This is a genomic window from Myxococcus sp. CA056 (assembly GCF_013336715.1).
GTDB lineage: Bacteria > Myxococcota > Myxococcia > Myxococcales > Myxococcaceae > Myxococcus > Myxococcus llanfairpwllgwyngyllgogerychwyrndrobwllllantysiliogogogochensis.
The window spans coordinates 1,803,563-1,823,048 of sequence record NZ_JABUMT010000001.1 but is presented as its reverse complement, the minus strand read 5'-3'; the positions used below and the strand labels follow the sequence as shown (position 1 = coordinate 1,823,048).

Below are 19,486 nucleotides of genomic sequence, written 5' to 3'. Positions count from 1 at the left end.
TCAGCTCCCGTGCAACGCTTCGAGCCTTGTCGACGTCTCCGCGTCCAACCGCCCCGTGACGGCCAGGCCATTGCGGTGCTGGAAGGCTCGAAGCGCGCTGCGCAGCTCCAGCGTCATCCGCCCCGTCGGCGCCAGCGCGTACCCCAGGTTGATGAGCCGGGCCTCCGCCCCCGCGACACCGTCATCCGGCACGTCGTGCATGGGACGCAGCGTGCCCAGCTCCAGCTCCCACCACTGGTCCTCACACTCCAGCTCGGCACGACTCGCGCTGAGCGGAACACGCTGCACCAGGAGGCCGTTTCCGTCCGTCTCCCCCTCCACCACCCGGGGACCGAACAACAACAGATAGGGCCTGCTCGCGAGCGGTGCGCCCACGTCGTCTCGCAACTCGAGCCGCAGATAACGGGCACTCGCATTGACAGTGAGAGAGCGCGGCAACCCTTCACAGAGCGGCATCAACGAGGGGCGCGGCTCCGGGATGAACACCGTGTCCCCGGGATAGAGCACACTCGGATTGGGCCGCTTGCGACGCAGCTCCGCATTGGCCGGATGCTCGTAGACCTGCCGGTAGTCCAGGATTCCGTAGCGCCGTGCGACCAGCAACATGCACTCGCCACGTCGAATGACATGGGTGGTGGACATGGTCTTCCCCCTCGTCGATGAAAGAGCCCCAACTCCCTCACCGTCCAGGAACGCTAGTCGAGGCTCCGCATTTCGCGGCATGCACCTCAGGGCATAGCGGCTTCCCCTTCCTTCCACTCGGCCGTCACCGGTTCGCCGCGCCGCGCCAGAGTGTCCGTCGCGCGCTACTTCTTCGCGTCGCTCAGCCTCGCCGCCTGTGTCAGCAGATAGTTCCGCTCCGGCAGACTCGTGGTGCGCGCCGCGGCCTTCCGGTAGTGCTCCACCGCCGCCTCGTGCTTCCCCGCTCGCTCCAACAGGTGCGCGCGGACCGCATCGAGCCGATGGCTCCCCTCCAGCCGCCCCTCCTCATCCAGCCCCTTCACCAGCACCAACCCCGCCTCCGGCCCCAGCACCATCGCCGTCGCGATGGCGTGGTTGAGCGCCACCACCGGGTTGTCGGACAGGCGCATCAACACGCCGTAGAGCGCCAGCACTTGCGGCCAGTCCGTGTCCTCCGCGCGCGCCGCCTCGTCATGCACGGCCGCGATGGCCGCCTGCACCTGGTACATCCCCAGCGAGCCCTTCGACAGCGTCGCGGAGATGAGCGCGATTCCCTCGGTAATCATCCTCGCGTCCCACAGGGTCCGGTCCTGCACGTCGAGCGGAATCAGCTCCCCCGCCGCCCCCGTCCTCGCCTTCCGGCGCGCGTCCGTGAGCAGCATCAACGCGAGGAGCCCCGCCACCTCGCCGTCCTCGGGCAGCAGCGTGTGCAACAACCGCGTCAGGCGAATCGCCTCGCCCGACAGGTCCGTGCGGTGCAGCTCCGGACCGGACGTCGCCGTGTAGCCCTCGTTGAAGATGAGGTAGAGCACGTGCAGCACCGTGCCCAATCGCTGCGCGGTCTCCTCCGGCGTGGGCTTCTGGAACGGCACCCCTGAGCTCTTGATGGTCTGCTTGGCGCGGCTGATTCGCTGCGCCATCGTCGATTCGGGGACGAGGAACGCCTTGGCGATTTCGGCCGTCGTCAAGCCGCCCACCGCGCGCAACGTCAGCGCAATCGCGGACGTCGTCGACAGCGCCGGGTGACAGCACATGAACAGCAACACGAGCGCATCGTCCCGCCCCAGCGCCTCGTCGCTGTCCAGCGAGAGCACGAGCTGCAGCTCCGGCGGCACCAGGCTGACGACCAGCTCCTCGCGGTGGCGACGTGCCGCCTCCGCGCGCACATGGTCTGTGATGCGCCGCGAGGCGACCTGAATCAGCCACGCGCGCGGGTCGTCCGGCACGCCCTCGCGAGGCCACTGCAGGGCCGCCGCGAGCAGCGCTTCCTGGACCGCGTCCTCCGAGGCTCCGAAGTCTCGAAACCGCCGGATGACCGCGCCCAGCACCCGCGGCGCATGCTCGCGCAACAGGTGCTCGATTTGGACGTGCTCCGCGACCCCCATCACGCGATGTCGGGAGGGGGACCGCTCATCACCTGCCGCACTTCAATCGACAGGTTGAGCGGCTTGCCACCAGGTCCGGGCGCGGCGGAGGCCTCGGCGGCGATGGCATAGGCGCGCTCGGGGTTCTCCACCTCGACAATCCAGTAGCCCGCGAGGAACTCCTTCGACTCCGGGAACACGCCATCGGTGATGGGCTTGCCGTCCGCCCCGGCCCGCACGCTCTTCGCCTGGTCGGGTCCAGCGAGGCCCTCGGCGCCTAGAAGCTCGCCCGAGGCGCCGAGCTTCTTCGCGAAGCCCTTCATGAACGCGATGTGCGCCTGGAGGTCCTTCTGCGGCCAGCTGGCGACCTGGTACGCCCCACCGGCCGGGGTGTTCATCATGAGCATGTACTTCATGGGTGGCTCCCTCTTTCTCTTGGCACCGCGCCCCTCCATTGGGGCGCGTTCATCGAGATGTCGGAGCCAGGAGCGAGGTCTCGACATCGTCGATGACGATATTCGACCGACCTCCCGGGTCGGCGAACAACCGCGCGCGATTCCACGGGAAATGCGCGGCGCGTCGAAGGCCCACGCGCCGCGCGAGGCCGTGGGGATTCAGAGCACCTTGCCGGGGTTGAGGATGCCCAGTGGATCCATCGCCCCCTTGATGCGGCGGTGCAGCCGCAGCCCCTCCTCCCCCAACTGCCGGCCCAGGAAGGGCTGCTTCAGCGCGCCCACTCCGTGCTCGCCGGTGATGGTGCCGCCCAAATCGAGCGCCGCGCCGAGGATGTCGTCGAACGCCCCGCGCGCCCGCTCCAGCGCCGCCGCGTCCTGGCGGTCGAAGACCACGGTGGGGTGCATGTTCCCATCACCCGCGTGACCGAAGGTGCCGACGAGGACACCCCGGTCGGCGGCGATGCGCTCGACGGCGGCGAACAGCTCCGGGATTCGCGACAGCGGCACGCCCACGTCATCCAGCAACGTGGCGCCCTGCCGCTCCAACGCCGGGTAGGCGAGGCGGCGCGCGGTGAGGAGCAGCTCGCCCTCGGCTTCATCCGAGGTGTGCATGACGAAGGTCGCCCCGGTGGCCTCGCAGCAGCTCGCCATGGCCTCGATTTCCGCCACGCCCTGCTCGCCGCCCGCGTCCGAGCGCGCCAGGAGGAACGCCGCCGCGTCCACGTCCAGGCCCAGGGGTTTGTAGGCCTCCACGGCGCGGCACGTGGCCTGGTCCATCAGCTCCAGCATCGACGGACGCGTGCGCGCCATGATGTCCGTGACGGCCGCGCCCGCGCTCGCGAGCGTGGGGAAGGTGGCCACCAGCGTCGTCGCCTTGGGCGGCTTGGGGCGCAGCTTGAGCGTCGCCTCGGTGATGACGCCCAGCGTGCCTTCCGAGCCGACGAACAGGCGCGTCAGGTCATAGCCCGCGACGTTCTTCACCGTGCGCCCGCCCGTGCGCACCACGGAGCCATCCGCGAGGACGACCTCGAGTCCGAGCACCGCGTCCCCCGTCACGCCGTACTTCACGCAGCACAGTCCACCCGCGTTGGTGGCGAGGTTGCCGCCCAGGCTGGAGAACTCCCAGCTCGCCGGGTCCGGCGAGTACCAGAGCCCGTGCGCGGCGGCGGCGGCCTTCACCTCCGCGTTCAGCACGCCGGGCTGCACGACGGTGAGCATCCCCTTCGCGTCGACCTCCAGCACGCGGTTCATCCGCATCAACGACAGGACGATGCACCCGTCGAGCGCGTTCGCTCCGCCAGACAGCCCCGAGCCCGCGCCCCGAGGCACCACGGGGACTCGACGTGCCGAGGCGATGCGCAGCACCGCGCGCACGTCCTCCGTGCACGTCGCGCGCACGAGGACCTGGGGCATGCCCGCGGGGGCCCACTCGGCCTGGTCCCTCCGGTGCGCGTCGAGTACGTCCGCGTCCGTGACGAGCGCCTCGGCGGGGAGCACCGCCGCCAGCTCTCGCAGCAAGGCTCCGTTCCCATCGGTCGTCATGGAGCAACCTCCTGCCGCGGCGACGTGAGCGCGCGTCCTCGCGAGGCAATCCCGGCACTCATGAGGCTGCCCTCACGGCGATGAGTTGACTGACGCAGCGAGGTTGCCTTCCCACCGGTCGTCATGGGGCATCCTCCTGGCGCGGCGTGGGCGTGAAGTCACACGCGCCCTGGCCGCTCATCGCGCGGCCTCCGCCGGCACCGAGACGGACGCGCGGTAGAACCCCACGATGTGCTCGCGCAGCAGCGCCGCCGCGCCCGCCGCGTCACCTCGCTCCACCGCGTCGAGCATCGTCGCGTGCTCATCCGCGAGCCGCTGGAGCACTCCCGGTCCCTCCGTCCCCAACGCGTCGAGCAGGTGCCTCGCCATCGCGTCGCGCAGCGCGAGCATCACCAGGTGCATGGCCCGATTGCCCGACGCCGCCACCAACTCCACGTGGAAGCGCACGTCGGCCTCATGGAAGGACTCCGCGGTGACACCCGGCCGCCGCATCTCCTCCAGCGCCGCTCTCGCGGCCTCCAGGTGCGTCCGGTCCGCCCGCCGCGCCGCCCGCTCCAGCGCCGCCGCCTCCAATACACACCGCAGGTCGACCAGATCCTCCAGTGACGCCAGCCGCAGCCGCACCACGTGCGTCAGCGCCTCGCTCAGCAGGCCGCTCGCCGCCCGAGCCACCAGCGACTTCCCCCGCCCCACCACCAACCCCTGCGCCTGGAGCGCCCGGAGCGCCTCGCGCACCGAGGCCCGGCTCACCCCGAACTGCTCCGCCAGCTCCCGCTCCGGGGGCAGCGCATCCCCAGGCGGCATCCCTCCACTGAGGATGGCCTCCCGAATCCGCTCCGCCACCTGGAGATACAAGGGGTTACGAACCACCGCCTGGAACGTCCGTCCGGAAACCATGACGGACAGACTACCTGATTGACTGATGGTCAGACCAGCGGAGACGATGGAGCGGTCGTTCGTTGAGACCCCAATGGAGGTGACACCCATGGCCAAGGTCCTGATGCTCGCAGGCGACGCGGCGGAGTCCCTGGAGGTGATGTACCCGTACCAGCGACTGCTGGAGGAGGGTTACGAGGTCCACCTCGCGGCCCCGTCGAAGAAGAAGCTCCAGTTCGTGGTGCACGACTTCGTGGACGGCTTCGACACGTACACGGAGAAGCCCGGCTACACGTGGCAGGCGGACCTGGCCTTCTCCGAGGTGAAGCCGGCCGACTATGTCGCGCTCGTCATCCCCGGCGGCCGAGCCCCCGAGTACATCCGCAACGACGCCGATTGTCAGCGCATCGTCCGGCACTTCTTCGACAAGAACCAACCCGTGGCCCACATCTGCCACGGCCCGCTGCTGCTCACCGCGGCCGGCGTCCTCAAGGGCCGCAAGAGCGCCGCGTACCCCGCACTGAAGCTCGACGTGCGGGACGCCGGCGCGGAGTTCATCGACTCCGCCGCCGTCGTCGACGGGAACATGGTCTCCGCCCGCGCCTGGCCGGACCACCCGGCCTGGATGCGCGAGTTCATGAAGATTCTGCGCGCCAAGGCGCCCGCGGCCTGATCCGCCGTCCACGCGTGGCCCCTGAAGCGAAGCCGCCTGGCGGGTAGCGCGTGAAGGCCTCCACAGTGGGGGCCTTCTTTGTTTGAGGAGGGCGGGTGAACCGGACACGGCCGCTCTCTCATCAAGCATCCGTCGTAATTATTTCTTGTCTGAACCGGCTTTTTCTAACGATTTCGACAGAAAATAACGCAGTCATGGGCTAAAGCCCTCGGAACTATCGAGCTCCGCAGTGCGCCTGTCCTGCAATCAAGTGCAGGCAACAGGCCCTCAAACCGAGGAGAGAGGGACAGGAGGGGTCCGCGATGTTGCCGGGAAAAGGCAGCCCCATCGGGTACGCGAAGGTCATCGCGGATCATGATCTCGAGGTGCTACCGCCCCATCAGCTTTCATCCTGCGCGGCGGTCGCGGGCAAGCAAATGCAGAGCAGCGATGGGCGCGAGTTCGTCACCTACCCGAACCCGTACAATCCAGGGCCCGCGATTTGCGACCAACTGGAGTTCGCGCTCAAACACGAAGGCATCTCCCTGGAGATTCTCGCCGCGTTGTTCCGAGCGGTGAAGCAGGGGCCTTTCGAGGACGAGCTGACCTACCACATCCAGGCACGCCCCACGGGGCAGAACACCCGGCGACTGTGGTTCCTCTATGAGTTCCTCACGGAGCGGCGTCTTCCCCTGGAGGATGTGAGCCAGGGCAACTACGTCGAACTGCTCGACCCCAAGCGCTACTACACCGCCCGGCCCATCAACAGCCGGCGACATCGCGTGCGCGACAACCTGCTGGGCGACGTGAACTTCTGTCCCTTGGTGCGGCGAACCTCCGTCCTCCAAGAGTTCGAGGCGAAACAGCTCGCGAGCGAGGCCGTGCGCATCGTGGAGTCCTACGACGAGGACGCGCTCCATCGTGCTGTCGACTACCTCTACACCAAGGAGACCCGCTCCTCTTTCGACATCGAGCGGGAGGAACCCAGCCAGAAGCGCGCCGCGCGGTTTGTCTCCCTCTTGCGTGAGATTCCCTCCTGGGACTCCCTGAGCAAGGCCGCGCTGGTCCAGATGCAGAACGTGATTGTGGAGGACCGCTTCGGGGAGCGGAGTTACCGCGCGGAGCAGAACTATGTGGGTGAGTCCGTCGGCGTGGGACTGCGTCAACACGTCCACTTCGTTCCGCCACAGCCCAAGATGGTCCCCCGACTGATGCGAGGACTGCTCTCCTCATTGGAGCGGATGACGGATTCCGCAGTGGACCCCATCGTTCATGCGGCCGCCATCTCCTTTGGCTTCGTCTTCATCCACCCCTTCGAGGATGGCAACGGACGACTCCATAGACTGCTCATCCACTACATCCTCTCCCGGGCGGAGTTCACTCCCAAGGGGCTCATCTTCCCCATCTCCGCGATCATGTTGCAGAGGCGAGGGCAGTACGACGCCTGCCTTGAGTCCTTCTCCAAACCCCTCATGAAGCTCGTCGACTACACCGTGGACGAGATGGGGCGCCTCTCCGTGAAAGGAAAGACAAGCGGCTTCTACCGCTACGTCGACTTCACGCGCATGGCGGAGGACCTCTACCGGTGGACTGAAGAAACCATCCGCACGGAGTTCCGCGACGAACTGGACTTCATCGTCCGCTACCGTGAAGCCCGCGAAAAGCTCGATGGCATCGTCGAACTGCCGGACACGGCGCGCAATCGCTTCGTCCAGTTCTGCCTCCAGAATGGAGGCCACTTGTCCAAAGGCAAGCGGACCAAATACTTCAGTGCCTTGAGTGACGACGAAGTACGGGCACTGGAGAAGGTCGTTCAGAAACACCTCATGCCTCGCACGAGGACCCGCCCGGGTTGAGCACCTGGTGAAGGTTCGCGTGCACCCCAGAGGGCATCGAGTCACTCCACCCGAACGGCTAGCGCGACTGTCCGTCGTGCTTCTGGCGATGGATGCGGCGGTTGAGCTGGTTCTGCTCGCGCTGGATGCTCGCGCGCTCCCGGACATCGAGTCGGCCGTCATCCGCTCGCGCCGCACGGATGTCCCGCCGGAGCTCGCGGTGCTGGGACTGGAGCCGCACCGCCTCGCGGCCCGTGAGTTCTCCACTCTTCACGCCCTGGACGATGCGCGCCTGCTGGCGCACCTGCCGACGGTCCGCCTTCGCCGCGCTCGCGGGCAGCGCCAACAACAACCCCAGCACCAGCGTCCCCACGGTCCACACGTTCCGCTTCATGGCTCATCTCCAGCGTCAGGCCGGTCAGGCCGGCTCATCGGGTCTGGAGGTACGAACCCGGGTCCCCGCGAAAAGTCGCGGGGCACCTCGGCACGGCCTTGCTCTCACGAGTGCTACCCTCGCCCGCCCCAGCCATGGCCGAGGACTCACCCAGCCCGCCCGCGCGGCGAGATTCGTCATCCGACGACGACCTCCACATCTCCCTCCCCCGACTCCTCGTCATCCGCGTCTGGAGCCTGGGCCTGGAAGGGGTGAACCGGCTGGGGGATTTTCTCGTGCTCGCGTGGCGCCCCCGGCTCCTGCTCGCCTGGCTGCGACTGTGGCTGCGCGAGGTGCTCGTCTCGCCCTACCGCCCGCGTCGCTCCTTCGAGTTGATCCGCGTCCTGCGCGCGAGCCACCAGGACTTCCACGAGCTGATGTACGGCGAGACGCCCGTGCACACCGCGCTGTCGCTCTTCCGGAAAGCCGGGCTGACGAAGGGCTCCCGGCTGGTGGACCTGGGCGCGGGACGCGGGCGGGCCCTGCTCGCCGCGCGCTGGCTGGGCGCGGAGGCCCTGGGCCTCGAACTGCTCGAACAACACGTCGCGCTCGCCTCGGGGCCCCTGGCCAGGACGGGCGCGGTGCTGCGGCAGGCGGACGCCACCCAGGCGGACCTTTCGCTCGGCGACGCCACCCACGTCTTCATCAACTGGACGGCCTTCTCTCCAGACACCCGGGCCCGGCTCGTCACCCGCCTGCTCGCCTGCCGCCCCGGCACCCGCGTCCTCACCGTCACCCGCCCCGTGGAGGCCAAGGGCTTCACCGTCCTCTCCCGCCACCGCGCCCTCTTCACCTGGGGCCTCGAGTCCGTGTGGATTCACGAAGTCCAAGGAGCTGGCACTGCGGGGCCCGGCGCCGCGCTTTGAGATGCAAACACTCCCTCCCCAGCGTGAGCGCATCCGACGCAACGGTGGCTTCCGCTCGTGACGGCTCCATGCCTAGGCTCGCCGGCTCGATGCCGGTGGGACGGGTGGGCTCCTCCGGCCCCTTCCCCTCACCGAATGAATCAAGTCCCCAGGCCCTCGGGCCCGGGGCACAGAGGAGCAGACTCACATGAAGGCATGGATGGCCGTGGCGATGCTGGCGGTGGTTCCCCTCGTCGGATGCGGTGGTTCGCGCGAGCTGAACCGCGCGAAAGTCGAAGTGAACGTGCTGCGCAAGGACAAGGAGACGCTGAGCGCGGAGAACGAGGCGCTCAAGACGAAGGTCGGCGAGTTGGAGGGTGAGCTGGCCAACGTGTCGAAGGAGCGCGACGAGCTGAAGGTCGCCGCCGAGCAGGCCGCGGCCGCCGCCCCCGCCGCCGTCCCCGCGTCCGGCAAGAAGCGCAAGAAGTAGCCCTGAAGGTGATGCCGATGACCGGGACGCGCACCACGGCGGTCCATGTGCACGAAGGCTGTGACGTGTACGTGGGCCGGGCCTTCCGCGCGTGGGCGAAGCCGAGCCCCACCAACCCCGTGCCCGGTCGTTTCGGCAACCCGTTCAAACCCGGAGGCGTCGGCACTCCGGGCGCCATGCTGAAGAAGTACTTCGTCCCCTGGCTCGGCGCGCTGCCGGAGACCGAGCAGCAGCAGGTCCGCGAAGAGGCCCTGCGTCGCATGGGCCCGGACGTAGACGCCTTCGAGTCCTTCCGCTGGTACCTGGACTTGCGCACCCGTCACGACGCCGCCTGGCGCGAGGACGTGCTCGCGCTGCGGGGCCAGCGGCTGGGTTGCTGGTGCAAGCCCGGCCCCTGTCACGCCGACGTGCTGGTGTCCTGGCTGGACTCGCGGCGCTGACCGCCGGCGGCACTCAGAACAAAGAGCGCAGCCACGCGCGCCAGCCCACCACCGCGCGCACCCGGGCCACCGCGTCGCGATGCGCCCTGCGCGCCAACGGATGCGAGTGGAAGCCCTCCATGCCCTGCTCCGCCGTGGCCAACGCAGCGCGCGCCGCGCGGGCCCCCGACTTCCGCGCGGCTTGCACCGTCCTGGCCAGCCCGAGGGCGAGCTTGAGCAGGCCATCCGTGGGCACGTGCGTCACGTCCAGCAGCGCCGCGTCCAACAAGGCTTCGGGGTCATCCCGCAGCGACGTGAAGAAGGCATGCCACACCTTCATGTGCCCGCTCGTGGGCTCCTCCGGCAGCGCCAATCCCAAAGCCAGTGCCGCCTCGGCGTCCTCGCGGCGTCCGTGCTCGTAGCAGGCCACCAGCACGTTCATCATCATCCAGGGACGCAGCTCGTCGGCGGGCTGCTCGCGCCAGTCGCGCAGCCAACGCCATGCCCACGCCCGGCGCTGCTGCTTCATCAGCGCATAACCCACGGCGCCCCAGGTTCGCGAATGCGAGCGCAGCGGGGTCGCGTACAGGAAGACGAACAGCGCCAGCAGGACGGTGCGCCCCAGCTCACCCAGTCGCTCCACGTACACCGCCAGGGCCTCGACGCCCACGGCGCTCTCCGAGGCCAGCGTGTGCAGTCTTCCCCACGCCCTCCAGGTCCACGTCCGCTCCGCGTGCTGGAGACTCCAGGCTCGCGCGAGCACCTCCGAGGTCTCGCCTCCACGCGCCGCCATCGCCGCGTCCACCGCGCGCTCCATCACCGAGCCCCAGCCTCGTGAGCGCATGGCCTCCGTGCAGCGCTCCATCGCCCAGGTGCTGTCCCCCACCACCGCCAACGTCTGCTCCACGTGGCGCGCGGCCGCCTTCGCGTCGCCCCGGGCACAGGCCAGCCGCACCTCACGCGCGGCCACCAACACTTCCGGGGCATGTCCCCGCGCCGCCTCCAGCGCCCGCGCCGCCTCGTCCAGCTGGCCCTGCTCCAGTCGCGCGTCGAAGAGGTGCGTCGCGGCATAGGCGTAGTCCGGCGCCAGCTCCAGCGCGCGCTCCCACCCGGCGATGGCGCTCTTCAAATCGCCCGCCTTCGCGCGCACGTCGGCCAGCCGCGCGTGCGCCACCGGGTCCTCGGGGCCCAGCTCCACCAGGGCCTCCCGCGCCTTCGTGAGGAGGGCGTCGTCCTCGAGCGACTGCGCCCACTCGCCCAGCGTCTGCCAGCCCCAGCCGTAGCGAGGCGCCTCCGCGAGCACGGCCTCCATCGCCGTCACCGCGTCACGCTGCGCGCCCTTCTCGAAGAGCACCCACGCGGCCCGGCCACGCAGCGCCAAGGGAGGCTCGCCGCCGTAGGCCGCCGGAGCGCAGGCCGCCAGCGCATCGTCCAGTCGCCCCGCCTCGACGAGCATCCGTGCTCGCGCGTCGTGCGCGTCATCCATGCGAGGGAAGGACTCCAGCGCTCCGTCGAGCAGCGCCAATCGCTCCTCGCGCGTGGCCTCCCCTGCTTCCTCCAGCAGCTCCGCGAGCGCCAGCCGCGCCATGGGGTCCGGCAGGGGGCCCTCGCAGAGTTCCCGCGCGAAGGCCACCGCGTCCGCCTGCCGCTCCAGTTCCTCCGACCACTCCTGCAACCGCGCCCAGCCCCACCCGTACGTCGGGTCCAACCGCAGCGATTCGAAGAGGCGCTCCAGCGCCAGGTCATGCTCCTCCGAGCGCCACAGCAGGTCCGCCAGGAACCCCCGCGTCATGCCATCACGCGGATTCTCGCGGCCCACGCGCTCCAGCACCTCGCGCGCCTGGGCCACCTCGCCCACGCGCTCCAGCAGCTCCGACAGCTCGCACGCCGGACGCGTCCAGCCCGGCGAGTGCCGACACGCCGCCTCCAGCGCCTCACGCTCGCCTGCGTCGTCCTCTCGTGCCCGGTGGACCAGCGCGCGCTCCAGCCACACCGGCGCCAGCATCGCGAAGCGCGTGGTGGCCTGCTCCGCCACGCGCGCCGCCTCGTCCAGGTCCCGCGCGCGCAGCAACTGACGCAGCCGCGCCACCCACGCCTCCCAGCAGTCGGGGTGGCGCTGGAGCAGGCCCTCCAGACAGGCCCCCAGCTCCTCGGTCGACAGCACGTCGCCCGCCACCTTCTCGAAGGCCAGCACCGAGTCATCGAGCTGCGCCATGCCCTCCAGCGACTCGCGCACGAAGGCCAGCGAGGCTCGCCGCGCCTCGGGCGTCGTCGCCAGTGCCATCAGCGCGTGCATCCCGGGCCGGGAGGGTTGAATCCTCAGGGACTCGCGGTAGGCGACCTCCGCCTCGGCGTTGCGTCCGCACGCCTCCAGAATCTGTCCTCGGCAGTAGTGCAGCGACGGGTGGCGCGGCTCCAGCGCCTCCGCGCGCACCAGCTCCTCCAGCGCCTCCTCGCGGCGTCCCTGGTCCGACAACATCGACGCGCGCTCGCGCCGGGCCCACGCGTCCTCCGGGTGCGCGGACAGGAAGGCCTCCAGTGCATCGAAGGCCGCCGACGGCGCGTGCTCCCGCGTCCACGCGACGCGCAGTTGCAGCAGGCCCGCGTGAAGAGGGAAGCGCGCGCACACCGCATCCAGGTGCGCCTTCGCCTCCGGAGCACGGCCCAGGTCGGTGAGCAACCGCACCCGCTCCCGGTGCGCATCCGAGGGCAGCGGCTCCCGTGCGAGCACCTGCTCCCAATGCCCCAGCGACACCGCGAGCTCTCCGCGCGCGGACGACAGGATGGCGGCGGCACGGTGCCACGCCACGTCCCGCACCCGGCCCTCCGCCGAGCGCAGGTGACGCGACGCCGCCTCCTCGTTGCCCAGGCGCGAGTGCATCTCCGCGGCGAAGAGGGCCAGCTCTCCATCCTCGGGCCGCAGCGAGCACGCCTGCTCCAGCAACTCGAGCGCCTCCAGCGGCCGGCTCAGCTCCTCCAGCGCGCGGCACAGCGTGCGCGCGGGCGCGGCGTTGCGCGCACCGAAGCGCTGGAAGCGGTCCGTCACGAAGTCCAGCGCGCGCGCCGTCTCTCCTCGCGCCTGGGCCGCCACGAAATAGCTCCAGGCATACCCCTCGCTCAGCTTCTCCAGGCACGCCGCCGCGCGGTACAGCCGCAGCGCCTGGTCCCGACGGAGCTGGGAGTCACGCAGCTGTGCCAGCGAGCGATACGTGGGCGCGAAGGTGGGGTGCATGCGCAAGGTGCGAGCCAGCAGTCGCTCCGCCTCGGCCTCCTCGCGCGCGTCTGTCATCAGCTCGGCCGCCAGCGCATGCCACAGGATGGGGTGCGCCTTCTTCTCCCGAGCGCGCTCGCGCAGCACGCCAAGCAGCTCCTCGCGGCGGCCCAGTTCGTTCAGGCAGCCCAGCCACGACATCAGGTAGTTGAGGTTGTCGGGGTACGCCTCGCGCAGCCCGCTCAGCGCCGCCAGCGCGTCCAGCGTGCTGTCGTCGTAGCCGGCCAGCGCGCGCTTCGCCTGCCACGTCAGCCGGTGCCCGGGCGCGTCGCGCTCCATCGACTCCAGCACGCCCGTCGCCGCCGTCCGGTCATTCGCCACCAGCGCCGCGTCCATCTGGTGGAGCGCGTCGTACAGCGAGGCCTCCGGCAGCTCCACCGCGTCCAGCCGCGCGGTCTGCGCCACGGGCACCAGCGCCATGCCGCGGGGACCGCAGGAGGCGTAGTGCGCCAGCGCCTTCTCCGTGTCGAACTCGACGAGGTGGCGCGAGGACGGGTCTCTCACCAGCAGCGTGCCCCGGCGCTCGTCGTAGCCCACCACGGCCTGCAGGTGGCTGTTGCCCGGCTCCTGCGTGGTGAGCGTGAAGGCGATGCCCTGGTCCAGGAGCGCGCGGGCGCTGTCCCAGGTGACGCGGAACTCGCGCACGTGCCAGCCCGTGGTCGCCGCCCAGTGGCGCTCCTGGTACGCGGGCGTCCCGTCGTAGCAGATGGACTCCGCCACCTGCAGGTGCTCCACCGGTACGTCCCACAGCGCCGCCACCGAGGCCAGCGTCGCGGGCGCACACGTCTTGTGGTGCTGCCGCACGAAGCGCACGGGCAACAGCCGCCGACGGCCCTCCGTGCTCGCCGCCATCCGCTCCGCCACCTGGGCGTGGAAGGGAGAGCCACTCAGTTGGGCCAGGTCGATGGCCCGCTGCACATCCCCGCGCAGGTAGGCCGTGTCCGAGCACATGGACATCAGCATCGAGAAGTTCTTCGACTCCAGCCTCGGTGCCAGCAGCAACGCGCGCTCCCAGCTCGCCCAGGCGTCGTCGTACAGGCCCAGCTCCTCCTGGAGACGCGCGAGCTGTCCCGACACCGCCGAGCACTCCAGCCGCTGTGACGCCGTCGACAGCAGCTCCAGCGCCTCCGCGTCCTGCCCCAGGTGGGTGAGGAGGCTCCCCGCCGTGTGCACGGCCGGGCGATAGAAGGGGTGCAGCGAGAGCGAATACCGCACCGCCTCGAGCGCCTCTTCACGCCGGTCCTGTTCCTCCAGGAGCGACGCGCGCACCACGTGGACCCAGGGATGTTCGGGGACGAGGGTGAGCGCCTCCTTCACCCAGCGCTCGGCGTCCTCGAAGTCGCGAAGGACGACGAGCGCCTCCGCGCGGGCGAGCAGCAGATCCGCGCGCTGCTCCAGCGAAGCGGACTCCAGGTCCGCCGCGCCCTCCAGGAAGTCCAGCACGGCCAGTGGGCCCTTGCGGCGCGCGAGCAGTGCCGAGAAGTAGTAGCGGGCCTCCGCGTGATTCGGCGACTCGCGGAAGGCGCGCGTCCACTGGAGACAGGCCGCGCGCGAGGCGCCGAGCTGGTGCAGCAGTCGCCCCGCCAGCACCCGCGCCCGAGGCCCGGTCCACCGCTCCAGGGGCACGCCCGCTTCGGTCAGCCGGTACGCCTGGACATAGAGGCCCTGCTCGTAGAGGTCCCGCACCCGCGCATACAGGTCGGGCGTCACGGACTCGATGGGCGGATTCGAGAGGAAGAGAGGGGCCGGCGAGAGGACGGAGGACAGAGATGGATCAGGGCGCATCGGCGGGTCAGGACGCCGCGAGGATGACCGCCTGACAGCGACCTCCCAACCCTCCCAGCGCCCTCGACATCCTAGCCCTGTCCGTCATGGCGGCGGGCATGGCCTGACCTGTCGGAAGCCATGTCGGAGGCTCCATCGCCCGAGGATTCCCTGGGAATCCAGGCGCCATCCCACACCCGACGTCACACCGGGATGTCCTTCCACGGCCGGATGGACAGCGAGGCGCGGAACATCTCGATGACGAGGTTCATCTCCCACGGCGTGCGCGTGTCCTTCAGCGCGTCCAGGTACAGACAGCGCCGCTCCAACAGGGGCGAAGTGAACAAGTCCATGGGGCGAAGTCCTTTCCCGAAGCACCGCCAATACCGCGCTTACGGCGCCATCCCGGCCGCTCCGGTATATAGCGCCGCCATGTCCACCCTCATCCTCAGCGCGAAAGAGCTGCGCGGCCTCTACACCGTCGAGCTCGGCCTGGACGCCGTCGAGCGGGCCTTCCGGGCCCACGGTCGTGGCGAGTCGCTCATGCCTCCCAAGGTGTACCTCTCCCTGCCGCAGTACGACGGCGACTTCCGCGCCATGCCGGCGTTCCTCGACGGCGCCGCGGGCGTGAAGTGGGTCAACGCCCATCCCCAGAACCCCAAGAAGCACGGCCTGCCCACCGTGCGCGCCCTCTACATCCTCAGCGACCCGGACACCGCGTCCCCGCTCGCCATCCTCGACGGCACGCTGCTCACCGCCTGGCGCACCGGCGCCGCTGGCGGCGTCGCATCCAAGTTCCTCGCGAAGCCCAAGCCCCACACCCTCGGCCTCGTCGGCTGTGGCGTGCAGGCCCGCGTCCTCATCGACGCGCACCGCGCCATCTTCGGCGAGCTGGAGCTGCTCCTGGCCGACGTCTCGGAGGTCTCCGCCAAGGCCCTCCAGGCCGAGAAGGGTGGCCGCGTGGTCAGCCTCCAGGAAGCCTCCGGCGCGGACATCGTCTGCACCTCCACGCCCTCGCGCACCCCCGTGGTGAAGCGCGAGTGGCTCAAGCCCGGCGCGCACATCAACGCCATGGGCGCGGATGCCCCCGGCAAGCAGGAGCTGGACCCACGCATCCTCACCGAGGGCCGCGTCTTCATCGACGACACCGACCAGGCCCTCCACTCCGGCGAGGTCAACGTCCCCCTGCATGACGGCCTGCTGCGCGCCGAGCAGATCGCCGGCACCCTCGGAGAGGTCGTCGCCGGCAAGAAGCCCGGCCGCGCCGGAGACGAAGTCACCATCTTCGACTCCACCGGCCTCGCGCTCCAGGACGTCGCCCTCGCCCGCGCCCTCTACGACGTCGCGCGGACCCGAGGCGTCGGCCAGACGCTCGACATCGTCGGCGGCTGAGCCTCGACCGACTCACGGCCCCCTGCGCGCGAGCCTCTGCATCCAGGCTCGCGTCCGCGGGCTCGCGGGGCGGCTGGGATGACGCCCGGCTCGGGCTGAACACCCGCCCCACCGTCGGCGCCACCCTCGCCTTCGGCCTGGGACAACCCCACCAGACGCCCGAGTCACCCGCCTCCCACGCTCCCGGGTCTTTCACGACCACAGGCGATGCACGGCCCTCTCATAGAGGGTGGGTGTCACTCAAAACCCCGTTATCACTGGGACTGTCCGATTTTCGGCTACTGGACAATTTCAGCAACCTTGCAGTATTTCACGAATACGCGCTGCCTGTGGGGGGGGCCACTCACTCTTTGGACACACCCGTTCGGACAGGAACCCTGGAGGGATTCCGGCTCCGGAACGGCACGGCCACGTCCCAGAGCCCCGAAAGGTGTCGCGCACGGCGCCAATGGCTGGCGCCAGCCATCCACCTCTTCGGAGCACCATGTCTTCCCTTGCTACCTCGTCGCGGCGTCCCGCGCGGCGGCCGGCCCTGTTGGGCCTGCTGACGCTCGTCGTCGCCTTCTTGTCCGCGCCCGCGTCGGCGCAGACGCAGACCAACACCCAGTCCACCCAGCGCGCCATCAACTTCCTGAGCGCGGACGTGTCCAACTGGGTCACCGCCAACGGCTGCGCGGCCTGTCACCGCGTGGGCGCCACGACGTTCGGCATCGCCGCGGCGCGCGCCAACGGCTACGACATGAACGTCGTCGCCTCCAACGGCCGGACGAACCAGTTCAACCTGGAGTTCCTCGGCCAGCGCATCAAGAACGAGCAGCTCGCCAACGGCTCGTGGATTCACGAGGGCGCCTCGTTCCGCAACGAGAAGACGTCCTACGCCACGTTCGGCCTGGCCGGGTATGACCAGAACGTCTCCACGCAGTACAGCGCGACGCTGGTGGCCGCGGCCAACTGGGCGCTCGCCACGCAGGAGGCCAGTGGCCGGTGGGCGTCCGACCACGCCAGCTTCCCGGTGGACCACGGCAGCCTGCCCACCACCGCGCGCATCATGACGGGCATCGCCCAGGCGAAGCAGCGCGTGGACCCGGCCAGGGCCGCCGCATACCAGGCCGCGCTGGACCGCTCCGCCGCGTACATCCGGGCCAACCTGGACAACGGCGACACGTCCGCCACAGGCAACGGCATGCCGTACACCTTCCAGGTCGCCTGGGCCGTGGTGGGCCTGAAGGCCGCGGGCCCCGGCCCGGCCAACGCGAATGTCACCGCCATCAACACCCTGGCCAACCGGCTGCTCACCCGCGTCTCGCCCGGCAACCCGGGCTGGGGAGACTTGCCCAACGCCGCCGCCAACGACGTGGCCACCGGCAGCGCCATCTACGCGCTGTGCCTCGCCGGCCGCGAGCCCGCCACGGACCCGCGCGTGCGCAGCAGCATCGAGTGGCTGAAGACGCGCCAGTCCGCCGACGGCAGCTGGCGCACCGGCTCCGCGACGTTCGACATCCCCACCACCTTCGCGTCGCTGGGCCTGTCCTGCTACGGCGACTTCAGCGTGCACGTCACCGTGGTGGGCGCGGCCCGCAAGGAGCTGGTCATCGGCTCGCAGCAGGCGCAGCAGGTCACCTTCACCTTCAACGTGAAGAACCACGGCTACCAGGCGGACACCTATACGCTGAGCACCACGGGCGGCCTGCCCGGCTGGACGTCGTTCCCCACGCCCGTCAGCCTGTTCCTGGCCGCGGGTGACGAGAGCACCGTCACCGTGACTGTCACCGCGCCTGCGGGCCTGATTCCCGCGCTCACGTCTGAGTTCACGCTGGTCGCCGCCTCGGGTGGCGCGCCGGGCGTGTCCGGCTCGGCCCGCGTCAACGCGTACACCCCGCCGCTGCCTCCCGTCACCGGCCTGCCCACCGTCACCACCATCCAGGCGCCCGCCGTCAACGCGCACATCACCATTGGCACGGGCAACGTGCTGTCCGCGCGCGTGCGGGACTCGAACAACCTGCCCGTCGTCGGTCCCAACCGCGGCGTCGTCACCTTCTACGTCGCGGGCGTGCCCGTGGGCGGAGACGCGGACGTGGATGGCGATGGACTCTTCACCTTCAACTGGGTGCCGCCCACCGACACGTGGACGGTGACGGGCTCGCAGGACTTCCGCGCGGTGTACTCGGGCGTGGAGCTGGCGCCGCCCCTGGCCAACCTGCTGGGCAGCACCGACGCGCGCACCGTCATCATCGACGCGTTCCCGCATGACACGCCGTCGGTCACCATCGGCAACCCGCCGGCCTTCACGCAGGAGACGACGCTGGACATCTGGGGCTATGCCACGCCGCGCGCGCCCGGCGCCGTCATCACCTACGCCGCCTTCATCATCAACGGCGCGACGACCATCCCCCTCACGCCCGGCAACGGTGGCCTCATCTACACCACCATCACCCTGACCGAAGGCCCCAACATCATCCAGCTCACCGCGCGCGACAGCTTCGGTGGCGTCACCACCAAGCAGGTCAACCTCACGGTGGACCGCGTGCCGCCCGTCCTCACCATCCTGGCGCCCACCAACGGCGCGGCGCTCAGCGGACTGAACGTCACGGTGACGTCGTCGGTTCAGGACCAGACGCCGGTGCGCGTGGAGACGCAGTGGGTGGCCACGTCGCTCCTGGAGTTCGGCAACGGCACGGTGGAGCACACGGTGCCGATGAACTACGGCGACCAGGTCATCCTCGTGCGCGCCACGGACAGCGCCTTCAACGTGACGGAGAAGCTGGTGTTCATCTGGGTGGACCCGGGCTCGCCCGTGGTGAGCACCAACCCGGCGGACAACCAGCTCTACGGCCCGCTGGCGAACAACGCCCTGACGTACACCGTCAACGTCCAGTCGCTCTCCGCGACGACGGTGCGCATCAACGGCGGCGCGCCCATCGCGGTGGGACGCGGCGGCGGCGCGGTGCAGACGACGCTCACCCTCAGCCCGGGCGTCAACAACCTCTCCATCGTCACCCTGAGCGAGACGGGCGTCTCCTCCACCCTCACGCGTCGGGTGAACTACGACGTGCAGGCCCCCACCGCCACGCTGCTCGCGCCCACGACGGGCAGCACCGTCAGCGGCACCATCACCCTGCGCGCTCGCGTCACCGACAACTTCGGCCCGGTGTCCAACATCGGCTTCAGCCGCGACATGTCCGGCATCCGCCAGGGCACGCTCCAGCCGGACGGCAACTGGACGGCGCTGCTCGACACCACGGAGTTGCTCGACGGCGCGCACACCATCGACGTGTGGATGAGCGACGGCGTGGGTAACTCCACCGTCCAGCGCTTCAACTTCTTCGTCGACAACTGATGCACCTCCCCGCGCTCGGGGTGGCCTCGAAGCACGGAGGCCCTCCCGGGCGACGGGGTCGTCGTTTCACCCCCTCAGGCCAACAGGTCGGCCAGCGCCGTGTGGCCCTTCTGACGGGCCCGCGTCCCGT

Annotated in this window: 15 protein-coding genes; 7 read left to right on the top strand and 8 right to left on the bottom strand. The window is 69.9% G+C overall.

Translation table 11 applies throughout. The features are described from left to right. The 5 genes from HUA76_RS07455 to HUA76_RS07435 form a co-directional block, all read right to left on the bottom strand. Positions 1-642 carry a peptidoglycan-binding domain-containing protein gene (locus HUA76_RS07455; protein WP_174456137.1) on the bottom strand — a complete coding sequence of 214 codons (642 nt, stop codon included), beginning with the start codon at positions 640-642 and terminating at the stop codon, positions 1-3. 164 nt (positions 643-806) lie between these two features. Further along, positions 807-2,066, bottom strand: coding sequence for an RNA polymerase sigma factor (locus HUA76_RS07450; protein ID WP_174460469.1), 1,260 nt, complete (start codon positions 2,064-2,066; stop codon positions 807-809). Further along, the gene (locus tag HUA76_RS07445) at positions 2,066-2,461 is read right to left on the bottom strand and encodes a YciI family protein (protein ID WP_174460393.1); all 396 of its coding nucleotides are present in this window, start codon (positions 2,459-2,461) and stop codon (positions 2,066-2,068) included. Before HUA76_RS07445 ends, HUA76_RS07450 begins: the two co-directional genes overlap by 1 nt. A 198-nt stretch (positions 2,462-2,659) precedes the next feature. After that, the gene (locus HUA76_RS07440; protein ID WP_174460392.1) at positions 2,660-4,042 is read right to left on the bottom strand and encodes an FAD-binding oxidoreductase; all 1,383 of its coding nucleotides are present in this window, start codon (positions 4,040-4,042) and stop codon (positions 2,660-2,662) included. A gap of 177 nt (positions 4,043-4,219) precedes the next feature. Further along, complete coding sequence (locus HUA76_RS07435) at positions 4,220-4,939, bottom strand: FadR/GntR family transcriptional regulator (protein WP_174460391.1); 720 nt, start codon at positions 4,937-4,939, stop codon at positions 4,220-4,222. Positions 4,940-5,027: 88 nt separating this feature from the next. Between HUA76_RS07435 and HUA76_RS07430 the strand changes: the two genes are divergently transcribed. After that, positions 5,028-5,591: a DJ-1/PfpI family protein gene (locus HUA76_RS07430; RefSeq protein ID WP_141642479.1), complete on the top strand. Its 564-nt coding sequence runs from the start codon at positions 5,028-5,030 to the stop codon at positions 5,589-5,591. A 302-nt stretch (positions 5,592-5,893) separates the two neighbouring features. After that, positions 5,894-7,426, top strand: coding sequence for a Fic family protein (locus tag HUA76_RS07425; protein WP_174460390.1), 1,533 nt, complete (start codon positions 5,894-5,896; stop codon positions 7,424-7,426). Between the two features lie 58 nt (positions 7,427-7,484). On the opposite strand, the gene HUA76_RS07420 is transcribed toward HUA76_RS07425, so the two are convergent. Beyond that, positions 7,485-7,799, bottom strand: coding sequence for a hypothetical protein (locus HUA76_RS07420; protein WP_174456131.1), 315 nt, complete (start codon positions 7,797-7,799; stop codon positions 7,485-7,487). A 134-nt stretch (positions 7,800-7,933) separates the two neighbouring features. Between HUA76_RS07420 and HUA76_RS07415 the strand changes: the two genes are divergently transcribed. The 3 genes from HUA76_RS07415 (at position 7,934) to HUA76_RS07405 (ending at position 9,613) form a co-directional block, all read left to right on the top strand. Beyond that, entirely contained in the window at positions 7,934-8,704 is a 771-nt protein-coding gene (locus HUA76_RS07415) for a class I SAM-dependent methyltransferase (RefSeq protein WP_174460389.1), read from the top strand. A 187-nt stretch (positions 8,705-8,891) separates the two neighbouring features. Next, on the top strand, positions 8,892-9,173 hold the full coding sequence (locus HUA76_RS07410; protein WP_141642476.1) for a hypothetical protein: 282 nt from the start codon (positions 8,892-8,894) through the stop codon (positions 9,171-9,173). A gap of 17 nt (positions 9,174-9,190) precedes the next feature. Continuing rightward, entirely contained in the window at positions 9,191-9,613 is a 423-nt protein-coding gene (locus HUA76_RS07405) for a DUF4326 domain-containing protein (RefSeq protein WP_174456247.1), read from the top strand. A 13-nt stretch (positions 9,614-9,626) separates the two neighbouring features. Here the strand turns inward: HUA76_RS07405 and HUA76_RS46235 are convergent, their stop codons facing one another. Together HUA76_RS46235 and HUA76_RS07395 are read right to left on the bottom strand one after the other, a co-directional pair. Beyond that, positions 9,627-14,573: a tetratricopeptide repeat protein gene (locus tag HUA76_RS46235; RefSeq protein WP_174460388.1), complete on the bottom strand. Its 4,947-nt coding sequence runs from the start codon at positions 14,571-14,573 to the stop codon at positions 9,627-9,629. A 257-nt stretch (positions 14,574-14,830) separates the two neighbouring features. Continuing rightward, the gene (locus HUA76_RS07395; protein ID WP_174460387.1) at positions 14,831-14,980 is read right to left on the bottom strand and encodes a hypothetical protein; all 150 of its coding nucleotides are present in this window, start codon (positions 14,978-14,980) and stop codon (positions 14,831-14,833) included. Positions 14,981-15,059: 79 nt separating this feature from the next. On the opposite strand from HUA76_RS07395, the gene HUA76_RS07390 reads away from it, so the two are divergent. Both HUA76_RS07390 and HUA76_RS07385 read left to right on the top strand, forming a co-directional pair. Beyond that, on the top strand, positions 15,060-16,019 hold the full coding sequence (locus HUA76_RS07390; RefSeq protein WP_174460386.1) for an ornithine cyclodeaminase family protein: 960 nt from the start codon (positions 15,060-15,062) through the stop codon (positions 16,017-16,019). 484 nt (positions 16,020-16,503) lie between these two features. Further along, positions 16,504-19,356, top strand: coding sequence for an Ig-like domain-containing protein (locus tag HUA76_RS07385; protein WP_174460385.1), 2,853 nt, complete (start codon positions 16,504-16,506; stop codon positions 19,354-19,356). Positions 19,357-19,486: the final 130 nt, after the last annotated feature.